Below are 20,954 nucleotides of genomic sequence, written 5' to 3'. Positions count from 1 at the left end.
CGCGAGGTGGTCCCGCCTCGGCGCAGATCGGACTACCTCGCGCTCAGGGTGGCGACGACGACGGTGCCGCCGGTGGCGTCGTCGGCGTCCGGGTCCTCGTCGGTGGTGACGGCGGGGCGCAGACCGTGCGCGGCGACCAGGGCCGTCGCGCCGTCGACCTGGTCCGTGCCGACCTCGAACAGCAACGACCCGCCCGGCGCGAGCCACCCCGGGGCGGCGGCCACGACGCGGCGCAGGACGTCGAGGCCGTCGTCCCCGCCGTCGAGCGCGACGGCGGGCTCGTGGTCGCGGGCCTCGGGCGGCATGGTCGCGATCGCGCGGGTCGGCACGTAGGGCGCGTTGCACAGCAGCAGGTCGACCCGCCCGCGCAGGATCGTGGGCACGGCGGCGAGCAGGTCGCCCTCGTGCACCGCCGCGCCGAGGGGCTCCAGGTTGCGCCGGGCGTGCCCGACGGCGGCGGGCTCGACGTCGCTCGCGTGCAGCACCGGCCCGGCCCCCGCGGTCCGCAGGCCGAGCAGCACCGCGCCGCCCACGGCGCCGCACCCGCAGCACAGGTCGAGCACCGTCGACGGCGCGGGGAGCGCGAGCGCGGCGGCGACCATCAGCTCCGTCCGCCGGCGGGGCACGAACACGCCGGGACCCACGGACCAGCGACGGCCCGCAAACCGCACCCACCCGAGCACGTGCTCCAGCGGCTCGCCGGCCACGCGCCGCGCGACCAGCTCCTCGAGCCCCGCCTCGTCGTCGGCCGTGGCCTCCACCAGGAGCGCCGCCTCGTCCTCGGCGAACACGCAGCCGGCCGCCCGCAGCCGCACGACCAGGGCGTCCAGGTCGCGGGCGGCGGGCGGCACGTCGGTGCGGTCGGTGCTCAGGGGTACAGCCCTCGGATCCGGTGGGCCTCGGCGGTGCGCTGCACGCCGATGACGAGCGCGGCGTCGCGCAGCGACAGCCCCTCGCGCCTCGCGAGCGCGGACACGTCGCCGAAGGCGGACGTCATGCGGTGCTCGAGCTTGTCGGCGATCTCCTGCTCCGACCACCAGTACGTCTGGTTGGCCTGCACCCACTCGAAGTAGGAGACGACGACGCCGCCGGCGTTGGCGAGCACGTCCGGCACCACCGTGACGCCCTTCGCCGCCAGGGCACGGTCGCCGTCCGTGGTGGTGGGGCCGTTCGCGCCCTCCACGACCCAGCGGGCGCGGACGGTCGCGGCGGTCTCGCCGTCGAGCACGCCCTCCACCGCGGCGGGCACGAGCACGTCGACGTCGAGCGCGAGCAGCTCGTCGTTGGACAGCGGGTCGCCGCCGTCGAACCCGACCACGGAGCCGGTGGCGGCGACGTGCGAGAACAGGCGGTCCATCGCGAGCCCCGCGTCGTTGCGGATGCCGCCGTACTGGTCGCTGACGGCGACGACGGTCGCCCCGCGCGAGGCGAAGATCGCGGCGGCGTGCGAGCCGACCTTGCCGAAGCCCTGCACGGCGACGGTCACGTCGCTCAGGGGCACGCCCGCCTCGCCGAGCGCGGCAGCGGTGACGTGCACGATGCCGGCGCTGGTGGCGGTGCCGCGCCCGCGGGAGCCGCCCAGGTCCAGGGGCTTGCCGGTGACGACGGCGGGGATCGTGTACCCGCGGTTCACGGAGTAGGTGTCCATGACCCAGGCCATGGTGTGCTCGTCGGTGCCCATGTCGGGCGCCATGATGTCGGTGTCCGGGCCGATCATCGGCATGATCTCGGACGTGTACCGGCGGGTGACCCGCTCCAGCTCGGCCGTCGAGTAGGCCCGCGGGTCGATGGCGACGCCGCCCTTGGCGCCGCCGTACGGCAGGTCGACGATGGCGCACTTCCACGTCATCCACATGGCGAGCGCGCGGACCTCGTCGATGTCGACGCCGGGCGCGTAGCGCAGGCCGCCCTTGCCGGGGCCGCGGGTGATGTTGTGCTGCACGCGGAAGCCGTGGAACAGGACGGTCTCGCCGTCGTCGCGCCGCAGCGGCACGGCCACGTGGATCTCGCGGCGCGGGGTGGCGAGCATCTGGTGCTGGCCCTCGTCGTAACCGAGGACGGCCACGGCGCTGGCGAGCTGGCTGTGCGCGGTGACCAGCGGCGAGCCCCCGCGGGGGGCGGCCTCGGTGCCGGTCGTGGGGGCCGCCGGGGCGGCCGTGGGGGTGGTGTGCAGGGGTGTCGAGGTCATCGACGTCGTCGTCGTCACGGGTCCTCCAGGACACGGTGCCGGTGGCCCCGGGTCGGGGGCCGGCAGGGGTGGCGCGGCCCGGGATGGTGGGCCTCGGCGCCCACCGTAGCCCCTTCCGCGGGGGCCTCCGCGGGCGAAACTCGCGGGGTTGCGGAGCCGTTCCCGAGCGTTGACCCGGCCATGGTCTCGGCGGGCTCCCGGTTGACGCGACCGCGACCGGGGCGCCGTCCAGCCCGCCCGGGGCGCAGGTCCCGGGCGGGCTCGACGACGGCGGGAGGTCAGCGCGCGAGGCGCCACGCGGCGGGCAGGAGGGCCGCGGCGAGCGCCGCCTTGAGCGCGTCGCCCGGCAGGAAGACGACGGCGCCGGTGAGCAGCGCGGCGCCCACGGGCATCCCTGTGCTGACGGCGAGCCACGGCACGCCGACGGCGTAGACGGTGAGGGTGCCGAGCGCGTACGCGCCGGCGGTGGTCAGCACGCGGCGGTCGGCGCCGCGGCGGGCGAGGGACCCGACGACGAGGCCGGCGAGCACGAACCCGACCAGGTAGCCGCCGGTCGCGCCGGCGACCGACTCCCAGCCCGACGTGGCGCCCGCGAAGACGGGCAGGCCCGCGACGCCCGCGGCGAGGTAGACGCCCTGGGCGGCGGCGCCGCGGAGGGGTCCGAGGGCGGCGGCGCCCAGCAGGACGGCGAAGGTCTGGCCGGTGAGCGGCACGGGCAGGCCGGGCACGGGGATCACGACCTGGGCGGCCAGGGCGGTGAGGGCGGCCACGGCGACGACGAGCACCACGTCGCGGGCGAGGGCCCCGGGCAGCAGGTCCGCGAGGACGCGGCGCGGGCGGGCGGGGGCGAGGGGGAGTACGGCTGCGGTCATGCCGACGACGCTAGGGCGTGCCCCGGGCCCGGGTCATGACCGGGGTGTGCCAACACTGGGGGGTGCTCGTTTGTGCAGGTCGCACACACGCAGGGGGGTCGGGGGCGTGCCGGGCCCCCTGCGTTGTGGGAATCGTGCACACCGGCCATGCCGGCCATGGGTGGCGCCCGGCATGTCGGCGTTGCCCCATCCGTTCCGGTCGGTAGCCTGCGGCACCATGGCTGACAAGGACGTCGCATCGCCCGCCCTCGAGAACGAGCTCACGGAAGAACGGCCGCGCTGGCGCCTGGTGGGGCCCGGCCTCGTGGTCGCCGCCACCGGCATCGGCGCCGGCGACCTCGTGGCCACGCTGGTCGCGGGCAGCAAGTTCGGCTACACCCTGCTGTGGGCGGCGGTGCTCGGCGTCGTCATCAAGATCGTGCTCGTCGAGGGCGCCGGCCGCTGGTCGCTCGCCACGAACCGCACGATCTTCGACGGGTGGAAGTCGCTCGGGACGTGGGCGAGCATCTACTTCGGCGTCTACGTCGTCGTGTGGGGCTTCAGCTACGGCGCGGCCGCGATGTCGAGCTCCGCGCTGCCGCTCGTGGCGCTGTTCCCGCAGGTCGACCTCATCTGGTTCGCGATCGGGATGGGCCTGATCGGCGCGGCCATCGTGTGGCTCGGGAAGTACAAGGTGTTCGAGTACGTCATCGCCGTGCTCGTGGGCGTCATGTTCGTGACGATCGTGGGCTCCGCGGTGCTCACCCTGCCGAACCTCGGCGAGATCGTCGGCGGCCTCGTGCCGCGCATCCCCTCCGGCTCGATCCTCTACACGCTCAGCCTCGCCGGCGGCGTCGGCGGCACCATCACCCTGGCGGCGTACGGGTACTGGCTCAAGGAGAAGGGCTGGCACTCGCCGCGCTGGATGAAGGTCATGCGGATCGACAACGCGATGGCCTACGTGATCTCCGGCGTCTTCGTCATCTCGATGCTCATCGTGGGCGCCGAACTGCTGTACTCCTCCGGCATCACGATCGCCGACGGCGAGGGCGGCCTGGTGGACCTGGCCGACGTGCTCGCCGAGCGGTACGGCTCCTTCATGGCGCCCCTGTTCCTCGTCGGGTTCTGGGCGTCGTCGTTCTCGTCCGTGCTGGGCGTGTGGAACGGCGTGTCCCTGATGTTCGCCGACTTCGTCGCCACGGTGCGCGGCCTGCCGGAGGACGACCCGCGGCGCAAGGCCGGCGGCAGCTACTACAAGGCGTACATCCTGTGGCTCACGTTCCCGCCGATGCTGCTGCTCCTGCTCGACAAGCCCATCGCGCTCGTCGTGGCGTACGGGGCGCTGGGCTCGCTGTTCATGCCGTTCCTCGCGATCACGCTGCTCATCCTCATGAACTCCTCGCGGGTGCCGGAGCGGTGGCGCAACAAGCCGCTCACCAACGTGGTCCTCGGGCTGGTGACGCTGATGTTCGTGGTGCTCGGCGTGCAGCAGCTCGTCGAGGCGCTCGCGCCGGTCCTCGGCGGGTGAGCCTCAGCCCGCCGCGCGGGCGCGGCGCCGGAACGACGACGGCGTCTCGCCCGTGAGGCGCGCGAACGTGCGCGTGAACGACGGCTGGTCGTAGAAGCCGGACGCGGCGGCCACCTCGGCCAGCGGCGTCGTCGTCGAGGTGAGCAGGTGGGCGGCGCGGTCCACCCGCGTGCGCAGCACGAGCTGGCGGGGCGAGAGCCCGAAGACCTTGCGCACCCGCCGGTCCAGCACGGCCGGGGTGCTGCCCGCCATGGCCGCCAGGTCGGCCACCGACAGCGGCTCGCCGGGGGAGGTGTCGAGGTGTCGCTCGACGGCGCCGACCAGGCGCGCCATCGCGTCCATGGTCGCGTCGTCGGCGTCGCCCGAGCGCAGGTCCTGGGACACGGAGACCAGCCCGACGACGCGGCCGGCGGCGTCCCGCACGGGCAGCTTCGCGGTGAGGAACCAGCCCGGGGTGCCGCCCACGCGACGGATCAGCTCGAGCTCGTTGCGCAGGGGCCGGCCGGTGCGCAGCACCTCCGCGTCCTGGGCCTCGTAGCGCTCGGCCAGCTCGGGCACGAACAGGTCGACGGCCCGGCGGCCCAGCACCTGCCGGCGCGAGCGCTCGTTGGTGCGGCGCACGAAGACCTGGTTGACGGCGAGGTAGCGCCCGTCGGCGTCCTTGGCGCAGAACATCACGTCCGACAGCTCGTCCATCAGGTCCACCATCACGGGGGACAGGGCGGCCATGAGGGCGGCGGTGCCGGGCACGTCCGCCGGGGTGCCCGACCGTGTCGAGGACCGTGCCGCGGAGGGGTCGCCGGGGGCGTCGCCCGCCGGGCGGTTCGTGTTGTCGGAATCTGCCCCCATCGCGTGCCCGATCGTACAAGACGGGCCCCGCCCGCAGGGCGCACCCTGGGGGCATGAGTACCTCCGTTCCGGCGCGCGGCGGCGCCACCCCTCCCGCCGTGCACAGCGCCCCCACCGACGTCGGCGCCGAAGCCCTGGTCGAGGACGCCGTCGCCCTCGCCCACCACTGGATCGCCGTCGCGTCCGGCTCGTCCGGCACCCCCGGCTCCACCACCCGTGGGGACCGCAAGACCCGCGCCACCGCCGAGCGGCTGGGCTCCCTCGTCTCCGACCCGGCGGGGCTCGAGCTCGCCGTCGGGTTCGTCGACGACGTCGCGCGCCCGCAGGACATCGGCGTCGCCGCCACCGCGCTCGCTCGCCTCGGCCGGGACGCCGGCTCCGCCACCTTCCTCGGACCCGTCGACCGCACCCTGTTCAAGGTCGGCGCCGCCGTCGCCCCCGTGCTGCCGTCCGTCGTCGTGCCCGCCGCGCGCGTCCGGCTGCGCCAGCTCGTCGGCCACCTCGTCGCCGACGCCGGCAAGGGCCTCACCGCCCACCTCGCCCGCACCCGGGCCGAGGGCTACACCCTCAACGTCAACCTCCTGGGCGAGGCCGTGCTCGGCGACGACGAGGCCGCCGCCCGCCTGCAGCGCACCATCGACCTGGTGCGCCGGCCCGACGTCGACTACGTCTCCGTCAAGGTGTCGTCCGTCGCGGCCCAGCTCGTCACCTGGGACCTGGACGGCTCGCGCGAGCGCGTCGTCGAGCACCTGCTGCCCCTGTACCGCGCCGCGCGCGACCACGGCGTCTTCCTCAACCTCGACATGGAGGAGTACAAGGACCTCGCGCTGACCACCGCGGTCTTCACCCAGGTGCTCGACCGCGAGGAGTTCAAGGACCTCGAGGCCGGCATCGTGCTCCAGGCCTACCTGCCCGACGCGATGGGCGCGCTCGACGGGCTCACCGAGTTCGCGCAGCGGCGCGTGGCCGCCGGCGGCGCCCGCATCAAGGTGCGCCTCGTCAAGGGCGCCAACCTCGCGATGGAGCAGGTCGAGGCCGAGCTGCACGACTGGGCGCAGGCCCCCTACCCGACCAAGCCGGACGTGGACGCCAACTACGTGCGCATCCTCGACCACCACCTGCGCGCCGACCGCACCGCCGCCGTCCGCCTCGGCGTCGCGTCGCACAACCTCTTCCACGTCGCGCTCGCCGTGCTGCTGGCCCGCGGCCGCGGCGTCACCGAGGGCCTCGACATCGAGATGCTCCAGGGCATGGCGCCCATCGAGGCGCGCCTCGTGCGCGACGAGGTGGCCAAGGACGGCGGGCACGTCGTCCTCTACACCCCGGTCGTGCGCGACGAGGACTTCGACGTCGCGATCTCCTACCTGGTGCGCCGCCTCGAGGAGAACGCCGCCGAGCAGAACTTCCTGCACGCCGCCTTCGCGCCGGCCGCCGGGTCCGCCGGCGTCGCGTCCACCCCGATGGAGCGCCAGGAGCTCGCCTTCCGCGCGTCCGTGACGCACGGCGTGCACTACGAGGCCGTGGACGTCGCGCCCCGTCGTCGCGACCGGTTCGCCGGCGGTGCCTCCGCGCTCACCGCGACCGGGTGCCCGACGTCGGAGCCGTTCCGCAACGCCGTCGACACCGACCCCGCCGTCGCCGCGCACCGCGCGTGGGCCGGCAGCATCGTCGGCCCGGACTCGGGCTACGTGCCCGTGCAGGCGCCCGAGGTCGCCACGGCCGAGGCGATCGACGAGGCCGTCGCGCGCGCCGTGGTCGCACAGCGCGCCTGGAGCGGCGTCACCCCCGCCGACCGGGCGCGCGTGCTGCGCGCCGCCGCCCGCCAGCTCGAGGCGCGCCGCACCGACCTCGTCACCGCGATGGTGCACGAGCCCGGCAAGACCGTGGCCGAGGCGGACCCCGAGGTCAGCGAGGCCATCGACTTCGCGAACTACTACGCCGCGTCCGCCGAGGCGCTCGAGCAGGTGCCCGGCGCCACGTTCACGCCCGACGGCATCACCCTCGTGACCCCGCCGTGGAACTTCCCCGTCGCCATCCCCGCGGGCGGGGTGCTGGCGGCGCTCGCGGCCGGCTCGGCGGCGCTCGCCAAGCCCGCCCCCACCACGCCCCGGTGCTACGAGCTGGTGATCGAGGCCGTCCACGCCGCGTTCGACGAGGCCGCCCCGGAGATCGGGCTCGACCCGCAGCTCGCCCAGGACGTCGTGCAGTTCCTGCGCGTGCCCGACGGCGACCTCGGCCAGCACCTCGTGACGCACCCCGACGTGGCGCGCGTCATCCTCACCGGCTCCATCGAGACCGCCGAGATGTTCGCGTCGTGGAACCCGGAGCGCCCGGTGCTCGCGGAGACCTCCGGCAAGAACGCGCTGGTCGTCACGCCGTCGGCCGACCTCGACCTCGCCGTCGCGGACCTCGTCAAGAGCGCCTTCGGGCACGCGGGCCAGAAGTGCTCGGCCGCGTCGCTCGTCATCCTCGTCGGCTCCGTCGGCGATCCGACGGCCGAGACCGGCAAGCGGTTCCGCCGCCAGCTCGTCGACGCCGTGCAGTCGCTCGCGGTCGGCTCGGCCACCGAGCTGTCCACCGTCATGGGGCCGCTCACCGAGCCCGCGCAGGGCAAGCTGCTGCGCGCCCTCACGACGCTCGAGCCGGGCGAGTCCTGGCTGGTGCGCCCCCGCCGCCTCGACGACGCGGCCGCGGCCGCCGGGCTCGAGGCGGACCGCCTCTGGTCGCCGGGCCTGCGCGACGGCGTCGCTCCGGGGTCGTTCTTCCACCTCACCGAGGTGTTCGGACCCGTGCTGGGCATCATGACCGCCCAGGACCTGGACGAGGCGATCCGCCTGCAGAACCAGGTGGACTTCGGCCTCACCGCCGGCATCCACTCCCTCGACGACGACGAGATCGCCACCTGGCTCGACTGCGTCGAGGCCGGCAACGTCTACGTCAACCGCCACATCACCGGCGCCATCGTGCAGCGCCAGTCGTTCGGCGGCTGGAAGGCGTCGGCGGTCGGCCCGGGCGCCAAGGCGGGCGGCCCGAACTACGTGGCCGAGCTCGGCTCCTGGGCGGACGCGGCGGACGTGCCGTCGCGCACCGCCGACCCCGAGGGCTGGCTCGCCGCCGCGCGGGCGTCGGACGACGCCGCCTGGGCCGCCGAGATCGGCGTCGGGCACGACCGATCCGGGCTGCGCGTGGAGGAGAACACCTTCCGCTACCGCCCGATCGAGCGGCTCACCGTCCGCGTCGGCGACGGCGCCCTCCCCATCGAGGTGCGCCGCGTGCTCGCGGCGGCGCAGCGCGCGGGCGTGCCGGCCGTCGTCGTCCCCGACAGCGACAGCGGGTGGGGCGTGCCGCACGAGGCGCCGATGTCCCACGAGGACTTCGCCGCCGCGGTCGCGGCGGGCCGCGTCACCGGCCGCGTCCGCGTCGTCGGCCGTGCTCCGGGCCTGCGCGAGGCGGCCGCGAAGCGTCTCGGCACCGTGACGGTCCTCGACGCCCCGGTGGTCGCCAGCGGCCGCCGCGAGCTGCTCGCCGTCGTGCGCGAACAGGCCGTCAGCCGCACCCGTCACCGGTACGGCCACGTGCACGCCTGACCGGGCCAACCCCTGAGCGGGGGGCGGGGACGTTCTTGTCGCCAGGCTGGTCGGGCCTGGCGGGAGCCGAGCGAGGCACGAGCGAGGCGGATGGCGCGCCTGGCGACAAGAACGTCCCCGCCCCCCGCGGACCCCGCGCCCCGATGTCGGCGCGCCCCGTCGTCGTCCCCGTGGCACGATCGCGCCCATGACGGTGGCGTTCGTGCTCGGCGGCGGAGGCGTGCGCGGCGCCGTCCAGGTGGGGATGCTGCAGGCGCTGTTCGAGGCGGGGGTGACCCCCGACCTGGTGGTCGGCACGTCGATCGGCGCGATCAACGGCGCGGCCGTGGCCGCGGAGCCGAGCCTCGCCGTCGTCGACCTCCTCGGCGCGGCGTGGGCGTCGCCGACGGCGAACGACGTCTACGGCGAGGCCTGGTACCGGCAGCTCGGCCGCCTCGCGAAGTCCCGCACGCACCTGTACGACCCGGCGGCGCTGCGCCGCCTCATCGCGAGCACCCTGGGTGACCGCACGACGTTCGAGGACCTGCGGGTGCCGCTCGTCGTCGTCGCGGCGAGCATCGAGCGGGCGTCGGAGCGGTGGTTCGACTCCGGGCCGCTGGTGGAGGCGGTGCTCGCGTCGGCGTCGGTGCCCGGCGCGCTGCCGCCCACGGAGATCGACGGCGAGCACTTCGTCGACGGCGGCATGGTGAACTCGATCCCCCTCGGCGAGGCGGTGCGGCGCGGGGCGACGACCGTCTACGTGCTGCAGGTCGGCCGCGTCGAGGAGCCGCTGACCGCCCCGACCAAGCCGTCGGACGTCGCGCGCGTGAGCTTCGAGATCGCCCGCCGGCACCGGTACTTCCGCGAGCTGGAGGAGGCGCGCGCCGTCGCGACCGTGCACGTGCTGCCCACCGGCGGGGCGCTCCCCGGCGACGACAAGCTGGGCGCGTTCCGCAAGCTCGACGCCACGCACCGCCGCGTCGCACAGTCCTACGCCGCCGCGAGGGACTACCTCGCCGGTGTCTCCGGCCTGTCCGGCGTGGCCGACGCTGCCGACCCAGATGACGCGGGGGAGCCGTGATCGCGCCCCCGCCGAAGGTGGTCCGGCGGCTGGTGCTCGCGCCGCTGGTCGTGCTGCTGGCGGTGCTGCTGGTGCCGACGTCGATCATGCTCGCGCTGGTGGTCGGCGCCGCGCTGACGTGGGTGCTGCCGGGGCGGCTGCGGGTGGTGCGCCTGCTGTGGATGCTGTCGTTCTACGTGCTGTGGGACGCCGCCGCACTGGTGGTGCTGCTCGGTCTCTGGATCGCCTCCGGGTTCGGGCTCGCGATGCGTCGGCCCTGGATGCAGCGGGCCCACGTGGCCGTCGCCCGCTGGGCGCTGGCGGTGCTGTTCTGGCAGGTGCGCTGGACGCTGCGGCTGCGGATCGTCGTCGAGGCGCCGACCGGGGCGAGCGTCCCCGACGTCCCGGTGCTCGTGCTGAGCCGGCACGCCGGCCCGGGGGACTCGTTCATCCTGGTCGACACCCTCCTGGGGCGCGGCCGCCGCACGCCCGCCATCGTCCTCAAGGACACGCTGCAGTGGGACCCGGCGATCGACGTCCTCCTGGGCCGCCTGCCCGCCGCGTTCGTCACGCCGCTGTCGCGGCGCCGGGCGGGGCAGCCCGGCGCGGCCGAGACGATCGCGCGGATCTCCGCGCACCTGGGGCCCGACGGCGCGCTCGTGCTGTTCCCCGAGGGCGGCAACGTGACGCCGAAGCGGCGCGAGCAGCGGATCGCGTCGCTGCGCGCCCGCGGCAAGGACGCCCTCGCCGACCGGGCGGAGCGGATGCCGCACGTCATGGTGCCGCACGCCGGCGGGTTCCTGTCCGCCCTCGACACCGTGCGTGAGGACGCCGTGGTGCTCGTCGTCGCGCACAGCGGCCTCGAGCGGCTCGTCACCGTCCGCGACATCTGGCGCGAGCTGCCCATGGACAAGGAGATCGTCCTCGGCGGGCAGCTCACCCCGGTCGCCGACCTGCCGGCCGACGCCGAGGGGCGCGAGCTGTGGCTGTTCGAGCAGTGGGAGCGCGTGGACGCCTGGATCACCGCGCGCGACGTCGACCGGCCGGTGTCGGACCTGCGCCGGGATCACTCGGGCTGAACACCCCCTTCACCTGGGCGTAGCGTCGGGTAGGGTCTCCCAGCCGCCGAGACCCGGTGGCTGGTACGGACCAGTAAGGAGCCCCCAACGATGCAGCTCATGCGGAGGCGCTCGATCGAAGCGACGATCGCAGCGTCCGACGAGCCCCAGCGCCAGCTGAAGCGCACCCTCGGAGCCTGGGACCTCGTGGTCCTCGGCATCTCGGTGGTGATCGGCGCCGGAATCTTCTCGAAGGCCGCGCAGGTGTCGGCCACGCAGACCGGCCCGTCCGTCGTCGTCTCGTTCGTCATCGCCGGCGTCGTGTGCGCGCTGGCCGCGCTGTGCTACGCGGAGTTCGCGTCGTACATGCCGGTGGCGGGCTCGGCCTACACGTTCTCCTACGCCTCGATGGGCGAGCTGCTCGCCTGGATCATCGGCTGGGACCTCATCCTCGAGATGTTCTTCGCCGCGTCGGTCGTCGCGAAGGCGTGGGGCCTGTACTTCGACAACTTCCTCCAGGTCTTCGGCCTCGGCGGGGTGGACGAGCACGGCGTCGCGTCCGGGATCCACAACACGATCCACCTCGGGGGCGTGTCCTTCGACTGGGGCACCGCGATCCTCATCGCCGTGCTCGCGACGCTGCTGGCCGTCGGCACCAAGCTCTCGACGCGTGTCACCGGCATCCTCACGGCCGTCAAGGTCGCCATCGTGCTGCTCATCATCGTGGTCGGGTTCGCGTTCTTCAGCGCCTCCAACCTCAGCCCGTTCGTGCCGACCCCGGAGTCGTTCGGCGAGTCCACCACGCACGGCACCGCGATGACGCAGACGCTCTTCTCCTGGCTGGCCGGGGCCGAGCTCTCCGTCGGCGGCGTGATGGGCATCCTCGCCGGCGCGGGCACCGTGTTCTTCGCGTTCATCGGGTTCGACGTCGTCGCCACCGCGGCCGAGGAGACCAAGAACCCGCGGCGCAACGTGCCGCGCGGCATCCTCGGCGGCCTGGTCATCTGCACCGTGCTGTACATCGCGGTCTCGCTCGCGCTGTCCGGCATGGCCACCCCGCAGCAGCTGCGCGACGCCACGCCCGACGGCGGCGCGTCCGCGACCATCATCACCGCGTTCCAGCTGCAGCCGAACGCCCCGGCGTGGGCCACCCAGGTCATCACGGTCGGCATCCTCGTGGGCCTCACCACCGTGGTCATGGTGCTGATGCTCGGCCTCACCCGCATCGTCTTCGCGATGAGCCGCGACGGCCTGCTGCCCCGCGGCATGTCGAAGACGTCCGAGAAGCGCGGCACCCCGGTCATGATCCAGGTCGGCACCGCCGTCCTGCTGGTGATCGTCACCTGCTTCTTCTCGGTCGACGTGCTCGGCAACATGGTGAACATCGGCACCCTGTCGGCGTTCGTGCTGGTGAGCTTCGGCATCCCGATCCTGCGCCGGCGCCAGCTCAAGGCCGGCGGCGGGGAGGCCCACGCCGACCACTTCCGCGTGCCGTGGTCGCCCGTGCTCCCGATCGTCTCGGGCGTGCTGTGCCTGTGGCTGATGTTCCAGCTCGACGTCGAGACGTGGCTGCGGTTCCTCGTGTGGCTCGTCCTCGGGTTCGCGATCTACTTCGGCTACAGCTACCGCAGCTCGCAGCTCGGCAAGAACCCGTCCCAGCTCGCCGCCGACTACCGGGAGGCCCTGCAGACGGCCGTCGGCGTCGACGACGACACGCCCCGCCGCGACTGAGGTCGACGTGACGCCGCCCGCCCCGCCTCCCGAGCCCGGCGCGTTCGACGCCGCGCGCCGGGAGACCGTGCGCTACCACGAGGAGCTCTACGCCTCGACGGCGCTCGGGCAGCCGGGGTCCTGGCTGGCCAGGCCGCACCGGCTCCTGCGCGACGCCCTCGGGCGCGTGCAGGGCCGGGGGCCGGTCGTGGCGTACGACCTCGGCGCGGGGATCGGGCGGCACACCGTGCCGATGCTCCGCGCGCTCCCGCCCGGGTCGGAGGTCTACGCCGTCGACCTGCTCCCCTCGGCCCTGGAGCGGCTCGCGGCGGCCGTGCCCCCGGAGCTCCGCGGCGGGCTGCACCTGCGGGCGGCCGACCTGGACGCCTACGAGCTCGAGGCGCCGGCCGACCTCGTCCTGGCGTTCTCCGCGCTCGAGCACCTGCCGGGCCGGGCGGCCGTGGGCCGCGCCCTGGCGCGGGTCCGCGGCGCGATGCGCCCGGGCGGCGTGGTCGCCGTCGGGATCGTCGCGGACCGCGTCGAGGTCGACGCCGACGGGACCAGCCGGCCCGCCCGCGTCGAGACCGCGCTCACCGCGGCCGAGGCGCAGGACCTCCTGGACCGGGCGTTCCGGGGGTTCACGGTGGAGTCCAGCGACGCGTCGACGGCATCCGTCCGCGAGGAGCGCGGGGGCGCCGCCCACACCCTGACCTCGACCCTGGTGACCCGGGTGGCCACCGCGCCCCCGGACCCGGTGGCGCCGCAGGGCTGAGGTCAGGCGGTCAGGGCGTCCAGGACCTTGGCGACGCGGCGGTCGCGGGTCTCGTCGGTCCTGGCGCCCTCGACGCTGAGCGCATGGGCCTTCTGCTTGCTCGGGGACAGCGCCGCCCAGGCGGCGGCCGCGCCGGGCCGGTCGGCGAGGGCCGCGGCCAGGGCGGGCGGCACGTCCACGGTGCGGGGTGCGTCGTCGACCTCGAGCCGCACGGCCACCTCGTCGCCGGCGCCGCGGCCCGTGGCGCGGCGGGTCTCGGCGTTGAACGAGACGAGGAAGCGGCCGTCCATCACCGAGACGGTGGTGCGGTAGGTGTAGTCGTCGTCGACCGTCACGACGACGGGTACGCGCCGGCCCCGGTCGAAGGCGGCGACGACGTCGTCGGGCACGGGCAGGCCCACGTTGTTGCCGCCCGTGGCGAGCAGGGTCGTGGTGAACGTCTGGACGGTGGCCGCCTCGCTCATGCCGCCACCGTAGCGACCGCTATGCCGACTCGCCCTCGATCAGCCGGGGGACGAAGATCTGCGGCTGCGGGGGAGCGCCCTCCCCGCCGAGCATGTCGAGCAGCGTCGACGTCGCGGCCGTGACCATCTCGACGACGGGCTGCAGCACCGTGGTGAGCCGCGGCGTGGTCCGCTCGGCGCCGAGGGCGTCGAACCCGACCAGGGCGACGTCGTCGGGCACGGACCGGCCGGACTCGCGCAGCACCTGCAGCGCGCCGGTGGCCATGAGGTCCGAGGCGGCGAAGACGCCGTCGACGTCCGGGTGCGCGGCCAGGAGGCGCTGCATCGCGGCGGCGCCGCCCGAGACGGTGAAGTCGCCGTTCTCGACGGCGTCCGCCGGCAGACCGGCGTCCTCGAGCGTGTGCCGCCAGGCGTCGTGCCGGTCGACGGCCGCGGTCATGTCGAGCGGGCCGGTGATGGTGGCGATGTGCCGGCAGCCGCGGTCCACGAGCCGCTGCGTGGCCGTGCGCCCGCCGGAGGCGTTGTCGACGTCGACGAAGTGCAACGAGTCCGTGTCGAAGGGGCGGCCCACGAAGACGGCGGGCAGCCGCGATCGCGCGAGCTCCGGCTCGAGCTGGTCCTCCTTGTGGTGCGACGCCACGATCACGCCGTCCACGTGCCCGGATCGCAGGTAGCGCGCGATGTGGCCCGGCGGCTCGCCGGGGCGGGCGAGCAGCAGCACCAGCTGCAGCTCCGTGCCCGTCAGCCCCTCGCTGACGCCGCGCAGCACGCCCGCGAGGAACGGGTCGGTGAGGATGCGGGCGTCGGGCTCGGGCACGACCAGCGCGATGGAGTCGGTGCGGCGGGTGACCAGCGAGCGGGCCGCCCGGTTCGGGGCGTACCCGAGCCGGGCGACCGCGTCGTCGACGGCGGACTGGGCCTCCGGCGACACCCGGTCCCCGCCGTTGATGGCGCGCGACGCCGTGGACCGCGAGACGCCCGCGGTCCGGGCGACGTCGTCCAGCGTGGGGCTGGGATGCTCGATGACCACGTGCGGAGACTACTCCGCGTCCGTGCCGGTCACGGCGGGTGCGGGCACGACGCCGGTGCGGGCGACCTCGGCGTACCAGCGGCCCGACGACTTCACCGTGCGCTGCTGCGTCTCGTAGTCCACGTGGACCAGCCCGAAGCGCTTGGAGTAGCCGAGCGCCCACTCGAAGTTGTCCATCAGCGACCAGGCGAAGTAGCCGCGCACATCGGCGCCGGCGTCGATCGCGTCGCGGACGGCGCGCAGGTGCGCGTCGATGAACGCGAGGCGCTCGGGGTCGTCCACGCTGCCGTCGGCCTGCACGACGTCGGGGTACGCGGCGCCGTTCTCCGTGACGAACATCGACGTGCCGCGCGGCCCGGTGTAGTCCTGCTGCAGGCGTGTGAGCAGGCGCGTGAGGCCCTCGGGCTGCACCTCCCAGCCCATGTCGGTGACGGGCAGGCCGCGGCTGTGGTGGTGGATGCCGTCCGGGACGGGGTTCGGCGACCGGGTCTCCCACACGGGGGCGCCCTCGGTGGTCTCGCGCGCGCCGTCGGGGCCGGCGGTGCCCTCCGGGGTCTCGCCCGCGGGCACCTGGGGCGTGGCCGAGACGGCGCCGCCGTTGTAGTAGTTGACGCCGAGCACGTCGATCGGGGTGGAGATCACGTCGAGGTCGCCCGCGCGCACGACGTCGGCGAACCCGAGGTGCGCGACGTCGTCGAGCAGGTCCTGCGGGTAGGCGCCGCGCAGGATCGGGTCGAGGAAGAAGCGGTTGAACATGCCGTCGTCGCGGCGGGCGGCGTCCACGTCCGCCGGGTCCGACGGGTCGACGGGGTCGGAGACGGTGAAGTTGAGCGTGAGCCCGAGCACGGCCTCCGGGTCCCGCTCGCGCAGCGCCTGGGTGGCGCCGCCGTGGGCGAGCATGAGGTGGTGGGCCGCGGCGAGGCCGAGCTCCGGGGACTTCTTGCCGGGCGCGTGCGCGCCGGACGTGTAGCCGAGGAAGGCGGAGCACCACGGCTCGTTGAGCGTGGTCCAGACCTTCACCCGGTCGCCGAGGGCCTCGTGCATGGTCACGGCGTAGTCGACGAAGCGGGACGCGGTGTCGCGGTTCGGCCAGCCGCCGAGCTCCTCGAGGGCCTGCGGCAGGTCCCAGTGGTACAGGGTCAGCCAGGGGAGCAGGTCGGCGCCGAGCAGCTCGTCGACGAGGCGCGAGTAGAAGTCCAGGCCCTCGCGGTTGACGGTCTTGCCGTCCGGCACGACCCGCGCCCACGACGTCGAGAACCGGTACGTGTCGAGGTTGAGGCGCCGCATGAGCGCGACGTCCTCGCGGTAGCGGTGGTAGTGGTCGTCGGCGACGGATCCGTCGTCGCCGTTCTTCACGGCGCCGGGGATGCGGCAGAAGGCGTCCCAGACGGAGTCCTCGCGGCCGCCCTCCGTCGACGCGCCCTCGATCTGGAACGCGGCGGTGGCGGTGCCCCAGAGGAAGCCGTCCGGGAACGTGACCGCCCCGGTGGCGTGCGGGGAGGTCGACAGCGGTGCGGTGGGGGTGAACGGCACGGCGGTGCCGGGGGCCGCCAGGCGCGCGCCAGGGGTGGGGAGGGTCATGGATTCGGATCTTTCCATCGGTGGTGGGCCCACGCAGCCGCACGACGGCGCGGCTGCGTGGGCGGGACGACAGGTACTCGGACGGGCGGCGTCAGCCCTTGACGGCGCCGGACATGATGCCCGCGACCAGCTGCTTGCCCACGACGACGAAGAGGATGAGCAGGGGGAGGGTCACCAGGAAGATGCCGCCCATCACCAGGGAGAGGTCGACGAAGAAGTTGGCCTGCAGCGACTGCACGACCAACGTCAGCGTCGGGTTCGTGTTGTTGAGCACGATCGACGGCCAGAAGTACATCGTCCACATCTGCACGAACGTGAACAGGCCCAGCATGAAGGCGGCCGGTCGGGCCGCCGGCAGGGCGATCGACCAGAACGTGCGGAACATGGAGGCGCCGTCGACGCGCGCGGCCTCGATGAGCTCGTACGGCAGGGACTCGGACAGGTACTGGGTCATCCAGAACACGCCGAACGCGGCCACGAGGCTGGGCAGGATCACCGCCTGGATCTTGCCGATCCAGCCGATGTCGGTCATGAGGATGTACAGCGGGATGACGCCGAGCTGCACGGGGACCGCCATGGTGGCGATGACGAAGACGAGCAGCGGGCCCCGGCCGCGGAACCGCAGCTTGGCGAACGAGTACCCGGCCAGTGTCGAGAAGAGCACCACGGACAGCGAGCACACGACCGAGATGATCAGCGAGTTGACCAAGGCGGTCCAGAAGTTGATCTGGGTCGCCTCGATCACGTGGCGGAACTGGGTGAACAGGCTGGCGTCGGGCAGCCACTGCGGCACGGCGCTCTTGGCGATCGCGACCGGGTCGGAGGACCCGAGCAGGAGCGTGTAGTACAGCGGGAAGACCGAGATCAGGAGTGCGAGCGTCAGCAGGACGTACGTGAGCCTGCCGGGGCGACGCTGGGCGGTGCGGGTGGCCTTCGCGGACCTGCGGTCGCGGCGCTTCGCGGCGGCGGCCGCGGCACGGGGGCCGGCGGTCTGGGCGGTGACGGCGACGGAGCTCATCGGTCCTCTCCCGTGGTCGTGCGGTGCCAGGGCGTCGCCGCCGGCTCGGTGGTGGTCGGGTGGGGCTGCGCGGCGGCGGCCGACCGGCGCCGGGCCGCGATCACGGCCCTGGTCTGCCGACGGCTGATCTTGGCCTTCGGGGCGTCGGAGCGCGCGATCCGCTGGGTGATGAGGAAGTTGATCATGCCGAGGACGATGATGATGAGGAACAGCAGCCACGCGACCGCGGCGCCTCGACCGAGGTTCTTCTGGTTGCCCCACGCCGTGTCGTACAGGTAGACGACGGTGGTCATCCAGTCCTTGTTGGGCCCGCCGATGCCCTGGCTGTCGAACATGCGGACCTCGTCGAAGATCTGCAGCCCACCGATCGTCGACGTGATGACGACGAAGATGATGGTCGCGCGGATCTGCGGGATCGTGATGGAGAAGAACTGGCGGGCACGCCCGGCGCCGTCGATGACGGCGGCCTCGTAGAGCTCGCGCGGCACGGCCTGCATGGCCGCAAGGAAGATGAGGGCGTTGTACCCGGTCCAGCGGAAGTTGACCATCGTCGCGATCGCGACGTGGCTGGCGAGGCGGTCTCCGTGCCAGGCGACCGGGTCGATCCCCACGACGCCGAGGATGTCGTTGATGAGGCCGTACTGGTCGGCGAACAGGCGGCCGAAGATCATGGAGACCGCGACCGGCGCCACGACGTACGGCACCAGCACGCCCATCCGCCAGAAGGTGGCGGCGCGCAGGTTCTGGTCGAGGAGCGCGGCGATGGTGATCGCGAGGACCACCTGCGGGACGCTCGACAGGACGAAGATCGAGAAGGTGTTGACCAGGGACTTCCAGAACAACGGCTGGGCGAGGACGTCGGCGAAGTTCTTGAGGCCGACGTAGTCTCCCTGGCCGCCGAGCAGGTTCCAGTCGTGCAGCGACACGAACGCCGTGTAGGCGAGCGGGAAGAGGCCCGTGATCGCGAAGAGGATGAAGAACGGGGAGACGTACAGGTAGGGGGAGAGCTTCAGGTCCCAACGGCCGAGGCGTTGGGAGAACCCGACCCGCCGGGCCGAGCGGGCGTCGGTGGCGCCGCCGCGGTGCGGGGACTTCGTGGGGGACAAGACAGCCATGGGAACTTCCTGTGCGTCGCCGGTCGGGGGCCGGGCCGGGCCGTGGCGAAGCCACGACCCGGCCCGGTGTGCTCGGGGAGCGGGGGTCAGAGACCCAGGGCCTTGTACTCGGTGAGAGCGCCCTGCCAGCTCTTCTCCGCGTCGTCACCGTTGAGGTCCACGCGGTCGATCGCGTTCTGCACGGTGGTGTGGATGGAGAAGTAGTTCTTGCCCTTGAACGGGGCGCTCGTGATCGCGTCGGCCCGGGCCGTGAAGATCTTCCCGACCGGCGCGTCGTTGAAGAAGTCGTTGGTGAACGACTGGACCTGCTCCGACTTCTGCGCGTCGATCTGCGAGGGGAAGTTCCCCGTGTTCTCGAACGCCTTGGTCTGGGTCTCGGGCGAGGTCAGCCAGGCCGCGAGCTCCTTGGCCGCCTCGGTGTTCTTGCCCGACGCCGGGACGGTGAGGAACGAACCGCCCCAGTTGCCGCCGCCACCGGGGAAGACGTCGGCGACGTCCCAGCCGTCGACGCCACCGGCGTACTGCTTGATCGAGCCGGTCATCCACGGCGGGCACAGCATGGTGGCGAAGGCGTCCTTCTGGAAGCCCGCCTGCCAGTCCTCCTCCCACTGCTTGAGGTGGGCCGAGAGGCCGTCCGTGTCGGCGGCCGCGAGGACCTGGTCGTACAGGTCCTTGATCTCCGTGTTGGTCGCCAGGTCCTTCGGCTCGCCCGACGAGGCGTCCTCGTACGCGGCGGGGAGCTGGTTGACCATGCCCTGGTACGTGGCGCCGGCGCTGTCGAACCAGGCGGAGTCGGACTTCTCCACGAACTTCTTGCCCGCCTCGAAGTAGTCCTCCCACGTGGCGTCCTTGCCGCCGAGCAGCTCGGCGACCTTCTCGCGGTCGGTCGGCAGGCCGGCCTTCTCGAACAGGTCGGAGCGGTAGCAGATGGCCTCGGGGCCCGTGTCCGTGGCGTAGCCGATGAGCTTCCCGTCCGGCGTCGACGCCTGCTCGGTCCGCCAGTCGGCCCAGCGGCCCTTGATCTCGTCGCTGTTCAGGTCGGTGAACAGGTCGGGGAACTGCACCAGCTCGGGCAGCCAGTCGACCTCGATGGCCTCGACGTCGGCCAGGCCCTCGCCGCCCGCGGCGAGCTTGGTGCTCATGTTCGTGTGCGCGTCCTCGGAGGTCGCGGCCTTGACCTGCTCGACGGTCACGTTCGGGTGGCTGTCGGTGTAGGAGGCGAGGAGCTCGTCCGTGTACCCGAACTCGTTGAAGGTGGCGACGGTGAGCGTGATCTTCTCGTCACCGGAGGCGGTCTTGTCGCCGCCGTCGTCCGAGCTGCCGCAGGCGGTCAGGGCGAGGGCGAGGGTCGCGACGCCGGCCGTCGCCGCGACGGCGCGGCGGGCTCGGCGGGTGGGTCGGGTGCTGTTCAGCACGGTGACTCCCTTGTCTGGTTCGGGCTTGCGAGATGGAGGATGGTAGCGCTCCCACCTCCATGGTGGTAGCGCTCCCACAGCCAGGGAAGATGCTGGCCGCCGCGAGGTGCGGAAGTCAAGCCTCGGGTCGGCGCCGATACCGCATCGTGACGTCGGCGCTGGCGTCGCCCCAGGTCAGCCGCCGCTCAGAGCGGCGGCCTTGTCCGGATCGTTACCGGTCTTCACCCGGTGCGGCACGCTCGGCGAGCCACTCCCGGCCGGCCGAGCCCTCGGCCTCGAGGGTCGTGCGGACCGCCCGCGCGGCGGCCTCGGCCACGGCCGCCCCGAAGAGCGGCACGGTGGCCCGGACCTCGCCGTCGTAGACCTGGCGGGTGCCGCCGTCGGGGAGCGGCTCGAGTCGGACGGTGCCCGTCACGCGCACGGGTGCGCCCGCGATCTCGACGGCGATCGTTCCCGTGCGCAGGTCGCCTCTGCGCGCCTCCCAGACCTCCGCCTGCCGGACCTCCAGGCGGTCGCCGACGAAGGGGCGGACCTGCGCGGGGATCTGGTCGGTGGGCAGCGTGCGGCGCACGGCGATGGTGAAGCCGTCGGCCGGGCTCCCGGTCACGTCGGTCTGCTCGACGCTGCCCCCGAGGCCCCGGCCCGCGCGCCAGCGCACGAACGCCTCGTCGGCGAGCATCGCGACGACGTCGTCGACGGGCGCCGCGTACGTGAGCTCCACGGTCAGGTGCACGAGGTCACCCTACCGA

At 73.6% G+C, this 20,954-nt stretch carries 17 protein-coding genes; 6 read left to right on the top strand and 11 right to left on the bottom strand.

Going from position 1 to position 20,954, the window contains the following annotated elements; all coding sequences use genetic code 11:
* Positions 1–32: 32 nt before the first annotated feature.
* From ACFWDO_RS11800 to ACFWDO_RS11790, 3 genes are all read right to left on the bottom strand, one after another.
* Complete coding sequence (locus tag ACFWDO_RS11800) at positions 33–851, bottom strand: putative protein N(5)-glutamine methyltransferase (RefSeq protein WP_380322899.1); 819 nt, start codon at positions 849–851, stop codon at positions 33–35.
* Between the two features lie 17 nt (positions 852–868).
* Positions 869–2,206, bottom strand: coding sequence for a Glu/Leu/Phe/Val dehydrogenase (locus ACFWDO_RS11795; RefSeq protein ID WP_380322902.1), 1,338 nt, complete (start codon positions 2,204–2,206; stop codon positions 869–871).
* A gap of 260 nt (positions 2,207–2,466) precedes the next feature.
* Positions 2,467–3,060 (bottom strand): biotin transporter BioY, encoded by a 594-nt coding sequence (locus ACFWDO_RS11790; protein ID WP_380322905.1) that lies wholly within the window; start codon positions 3,058–3,060, stop codon positions 2,467–2,469.
* A gap of 217 nt (positions 3,061–3,277) precedes the next feature.
* On the opposite strand from ACFWDO_RS11790, the gene ACFWDO_RS11785 reads away from it, so the two are divergent.
* Positions 3,278–4,567 carry an Nramp family divalent metal transporter gene (locus ACFWDO_RS11785; protein ID WP_380322908.1) on the top strand — a complete coding sequence of 430 codons (1,290 nt, stop codon included), beginning with the start codon at positions 3,278–3,280 and terminating at the stop codon, positions 4,565–4,567.
* 3 nt (positions 4,568–4,570) lie between these two features.
* Here ACFWDO_RS11785 and ACFWDO_RS11780 read toward each other — a convergent pair whose 3' ends face one another.
* A complete protein-coding gene (locus tag ACFWDO_RS11780; protein ID WP_380322911.1) occupies positions 4,571–5,416 on the bottom strand; it encodes a helix-turn-helix domain-containing protein in 846 nt (281 codons plus the stop codon).
* A gap of 53 nt (positions 5,417–5,469) precedes the next feature.
* Here ACFWDO_RS11780 and ACFWDO_RS11775 point away from each other — a divergent pair, with 53 nt between their 5' ends.
* The 5 genes from ACFWDO_RS11775 (at position 5,470) to ACFWDO_RS11755 (ending at position 13,582) form a co-directional block, all read left to right on the top strand.
* On the top strand, positions 5,470–9,003 hold the full coding sequence (locus ACFWDO_RS11775; RefSeq protein WP_380322914.1) for a proline dehydrogenase family protein: 3,534 nt from the start codon (positions 5,470–5,472) through the stop codon (positions 9,001–9,003).
* A gap of 187 nt (positions 9,004–9,190) precedes the next feature.
* A complete protein-coding gene (locus ACFWDO_RS11770; protein WP_380325087.1) occupies positions 9,191–10,063 on the top strand; it encodes a patatin-like phospholipase family protein in 873 nt (290 codons plus the stop codon).
* Positions 10,060–11,121, top strand: coding sequence for a 1-acyl-sn-glycerol-3-phosphate acyltransferase (locus tag ACFWDO_RS11765; protein ID WP_380325084.1), 1,062 nt, complete (start codon positions 10,060–10,062; stop codon positions 11,119–11,121). Before ACFWDO_RS11770 ends, ACFWDO_RS11765 begins: the two co-directional genes overlap by 4 nt.
* Before the next feature lie 90 nt (positions 11,122–11,211).
* Positions 11,212–12,831 (top strand): APC family permease, encoded by a 1,620-nt coding sequence (locus ACFWDO_RS11760; protein WP_380325081.1) that lies wholly within the window; start codon positions 11,212–11,214, stop codon positions 12,829–12,831.
* Between the two features lie 7 nt (positions 12,832–12,838).
* Positions 12,839–13,582, top strand: a complete 744-nt coding sequence (locus tag ACFWDO_RS11755) for a class I SAM-dependent methyltransferase (RefSeq protein WP_380325078.1) — start codon at positions 12,839–12,841, stop codon at positions 13,580–13,582.
* 2 nt (positions 13,583–13,584) lie between these two features.
* On the opposite strand, the gene ACFWDO_RS11750 is transcribed toward ACFWDO_RS11755, so the two are convergent.
* The 7 genes from ACFWDO_RS11750 to ACFWDO_RS11720 all read right to left on the bottom strand — a co-directional run bounded on the left by ACFWDO_RS11750 (position 13,585) and on the right by ACFWDO_RS11720 (position 20,938).
* Positions 13,585–14,046, bottom strand: a complete 462-nt coding sequence (locus ACFWDO_RS11750) for a YdeI/OmpD-associated family protein (RefSeq protein WP_380325075.1) — start codon at positions 14,044–14,046, stop codon at positions 13,585–13,587.
* Positions 14,047–14,065: 19 nt separating this feature from the next.
* Positions 14,066–15,070, bottom strand: a complete 1,005-nt coding sequence (locus ACFWDO_RS11745) for a LacI family DNA-binding transcriptional regulator (protein ID WP_380325094.1) — start codon at positions 15,068–15,070, stop codon at positions 14,066–14,068.
* Positions 15,071–15,085: 15 nt separating this feature from the next.
* Entirely contained in the window at positions 15,086–16,657 is a 1,572-nt protein-coding gene (locus ACFWDO_RS11740; protein ID WP_380325072.1) for a glycoside hydrolase family 1 protein, read from the bottom strand.
* 91 nt (positions 16,658–16,748) lie between these two features.
* The gene (locus ACFWDO_RS11735) at positions 16,749–17,675 is read right to left on the bottom strand and encodes a carbohydrate ABC transporter permease (RefSeq protein WP_380325069.1); all 927 of its coding nucleotides are present in this window, start codon (positions 17,673–17,675) and stop codon (positions 16,749–16,751) included.
* Positions 17,672–18,790: a carbohydrate ABC transporter permease gene (locus ACFWDO_RS11730; protein WP_380346958.1), complete on the bottom strand. Its 1,119-nt coding sequence runs from the start codon at positions 18,788–18,790 to the stop codon at positions 17,672–17,674. Before ACFWDO_RS11730 ends, ACFWDO_RS11735 begins: the two co-directional genes overlap by 4 nt.
* Before the next feature lie 86 nt (positions 18,791–18,876).
* Positions 18,877–20,205, bottom strand: coding sequence for an extracellular solute-binding protein (locus ACFWDO_RS11725; protein ID WP_380326883.1), 1,329 nt, complete (start codon positions 20,203–20,205; stop codon positions 18,877–18,879).
* A 211-nt stretch (positions 20,206–20,416) separates the two neighbouring features.
* Positions 20,417–20,938, bottom strand: coding sequence for a DUF2505 domain-containing protein (locus ACFWDO_RS11720; protein ID WP_380326886.1), 522 nt, complete (start codon positions 20,936–20,938; stop codon positions 20,417–20,419).
* Between the last annotated feature and the right edge of the window lie 16 nt (positions 20,939–20,954).

The organism is Isoptericola sp. NPDC060185 (assembly GCF_042728595.1).
In the GTDB taxonomy this organism is placed as follows: domain Bacteria; phylum Actinomycetota; class Actinomycetes; order Actinomycetales; family Cellulomonadaceae; genus Isoptericola.
This window is presented reverse-complemented; position numbering and strand designations above follow the sequence as displayed.

Excerpts from the sequence above, each read along its gene's own strand:
- ACFWDO_RS11780 (WP_380322911.1), bottom strand. The coding sequence starts at position 5,416 with ATGGGGGCAGATTCCGACAACACGAACCGCCCGGCGGGCGACGCCCCC.
- ACFWDO_RS11775 (WP_380322914.1), top strand. The coding sequence starts at position 5,470 with ATGAGTACCTCCGTTCCGGCGCGCGGCGGCGCCACCCCTCCCGCCGTG.
- ACFWDO_RS11730 (WP_380346958.1), bottom strand. The coding sequence starts at position 18,790 with ATGGCTGTCTTGTCCCCCACGAAGTCCCCGCACCGCGGCGGCGCCACC.
- ACFWDO_RS11750 (WP_380325075.1), bottom strand. The coding sequence starts at position 14,046 with ATGAGCGAGGCGGCCACCGTCCAGACGTTCACCACGACCCTGCTCGCC.
- ACFWDO_RS11770 (WP_380325087.1), top strand. The coding sequence starts at position 9,191 with ATGACGGTGGCGTTCGTGCTCGGCGGCGGAGGCGTGCGCGGCGCCGTC.
- ACFWDO_RS11760 (WP_380325081.1), top strand. The coding sequence starts at position 11,212 with ATGCAGCTCATGCGGAGGCGCTCGATCGAAGCGACGATCGCAGCGTCC.
- ACFWDO_RS11790 (WP_380322905.1), bottom strand. The coding sequence starts at position 3,060 with ATGACCGCAGCCGTACTCCCCCTCGCCCCCGCCCGCCCGCGCCGCGTC.
- ACFWDO_RS11735 (WP_380325069.1), bottom strand. The coding sequence starts at position 17,675 with ATGAGCTCCGTCGCCGTCACCGCCCAGACCGCCGGCCCCCGTGCCGCG.
- ACFWDO_RS11740 (WP_380325072.1), bottom strand. The coding sequence starts at position 16,657 with ATGACCCTCCCCACCCCTGGCGCGCGCCTGGCGGCCCCCGGCACCGCC.
- ACFWDO_RS11785 (WP_380322908.1), top strand. The coding sequence starts at position 3,278 with ATGGCTGACAAGGACGTCGCATCGCCCGCCCTCGAGAACGAGCTCACG.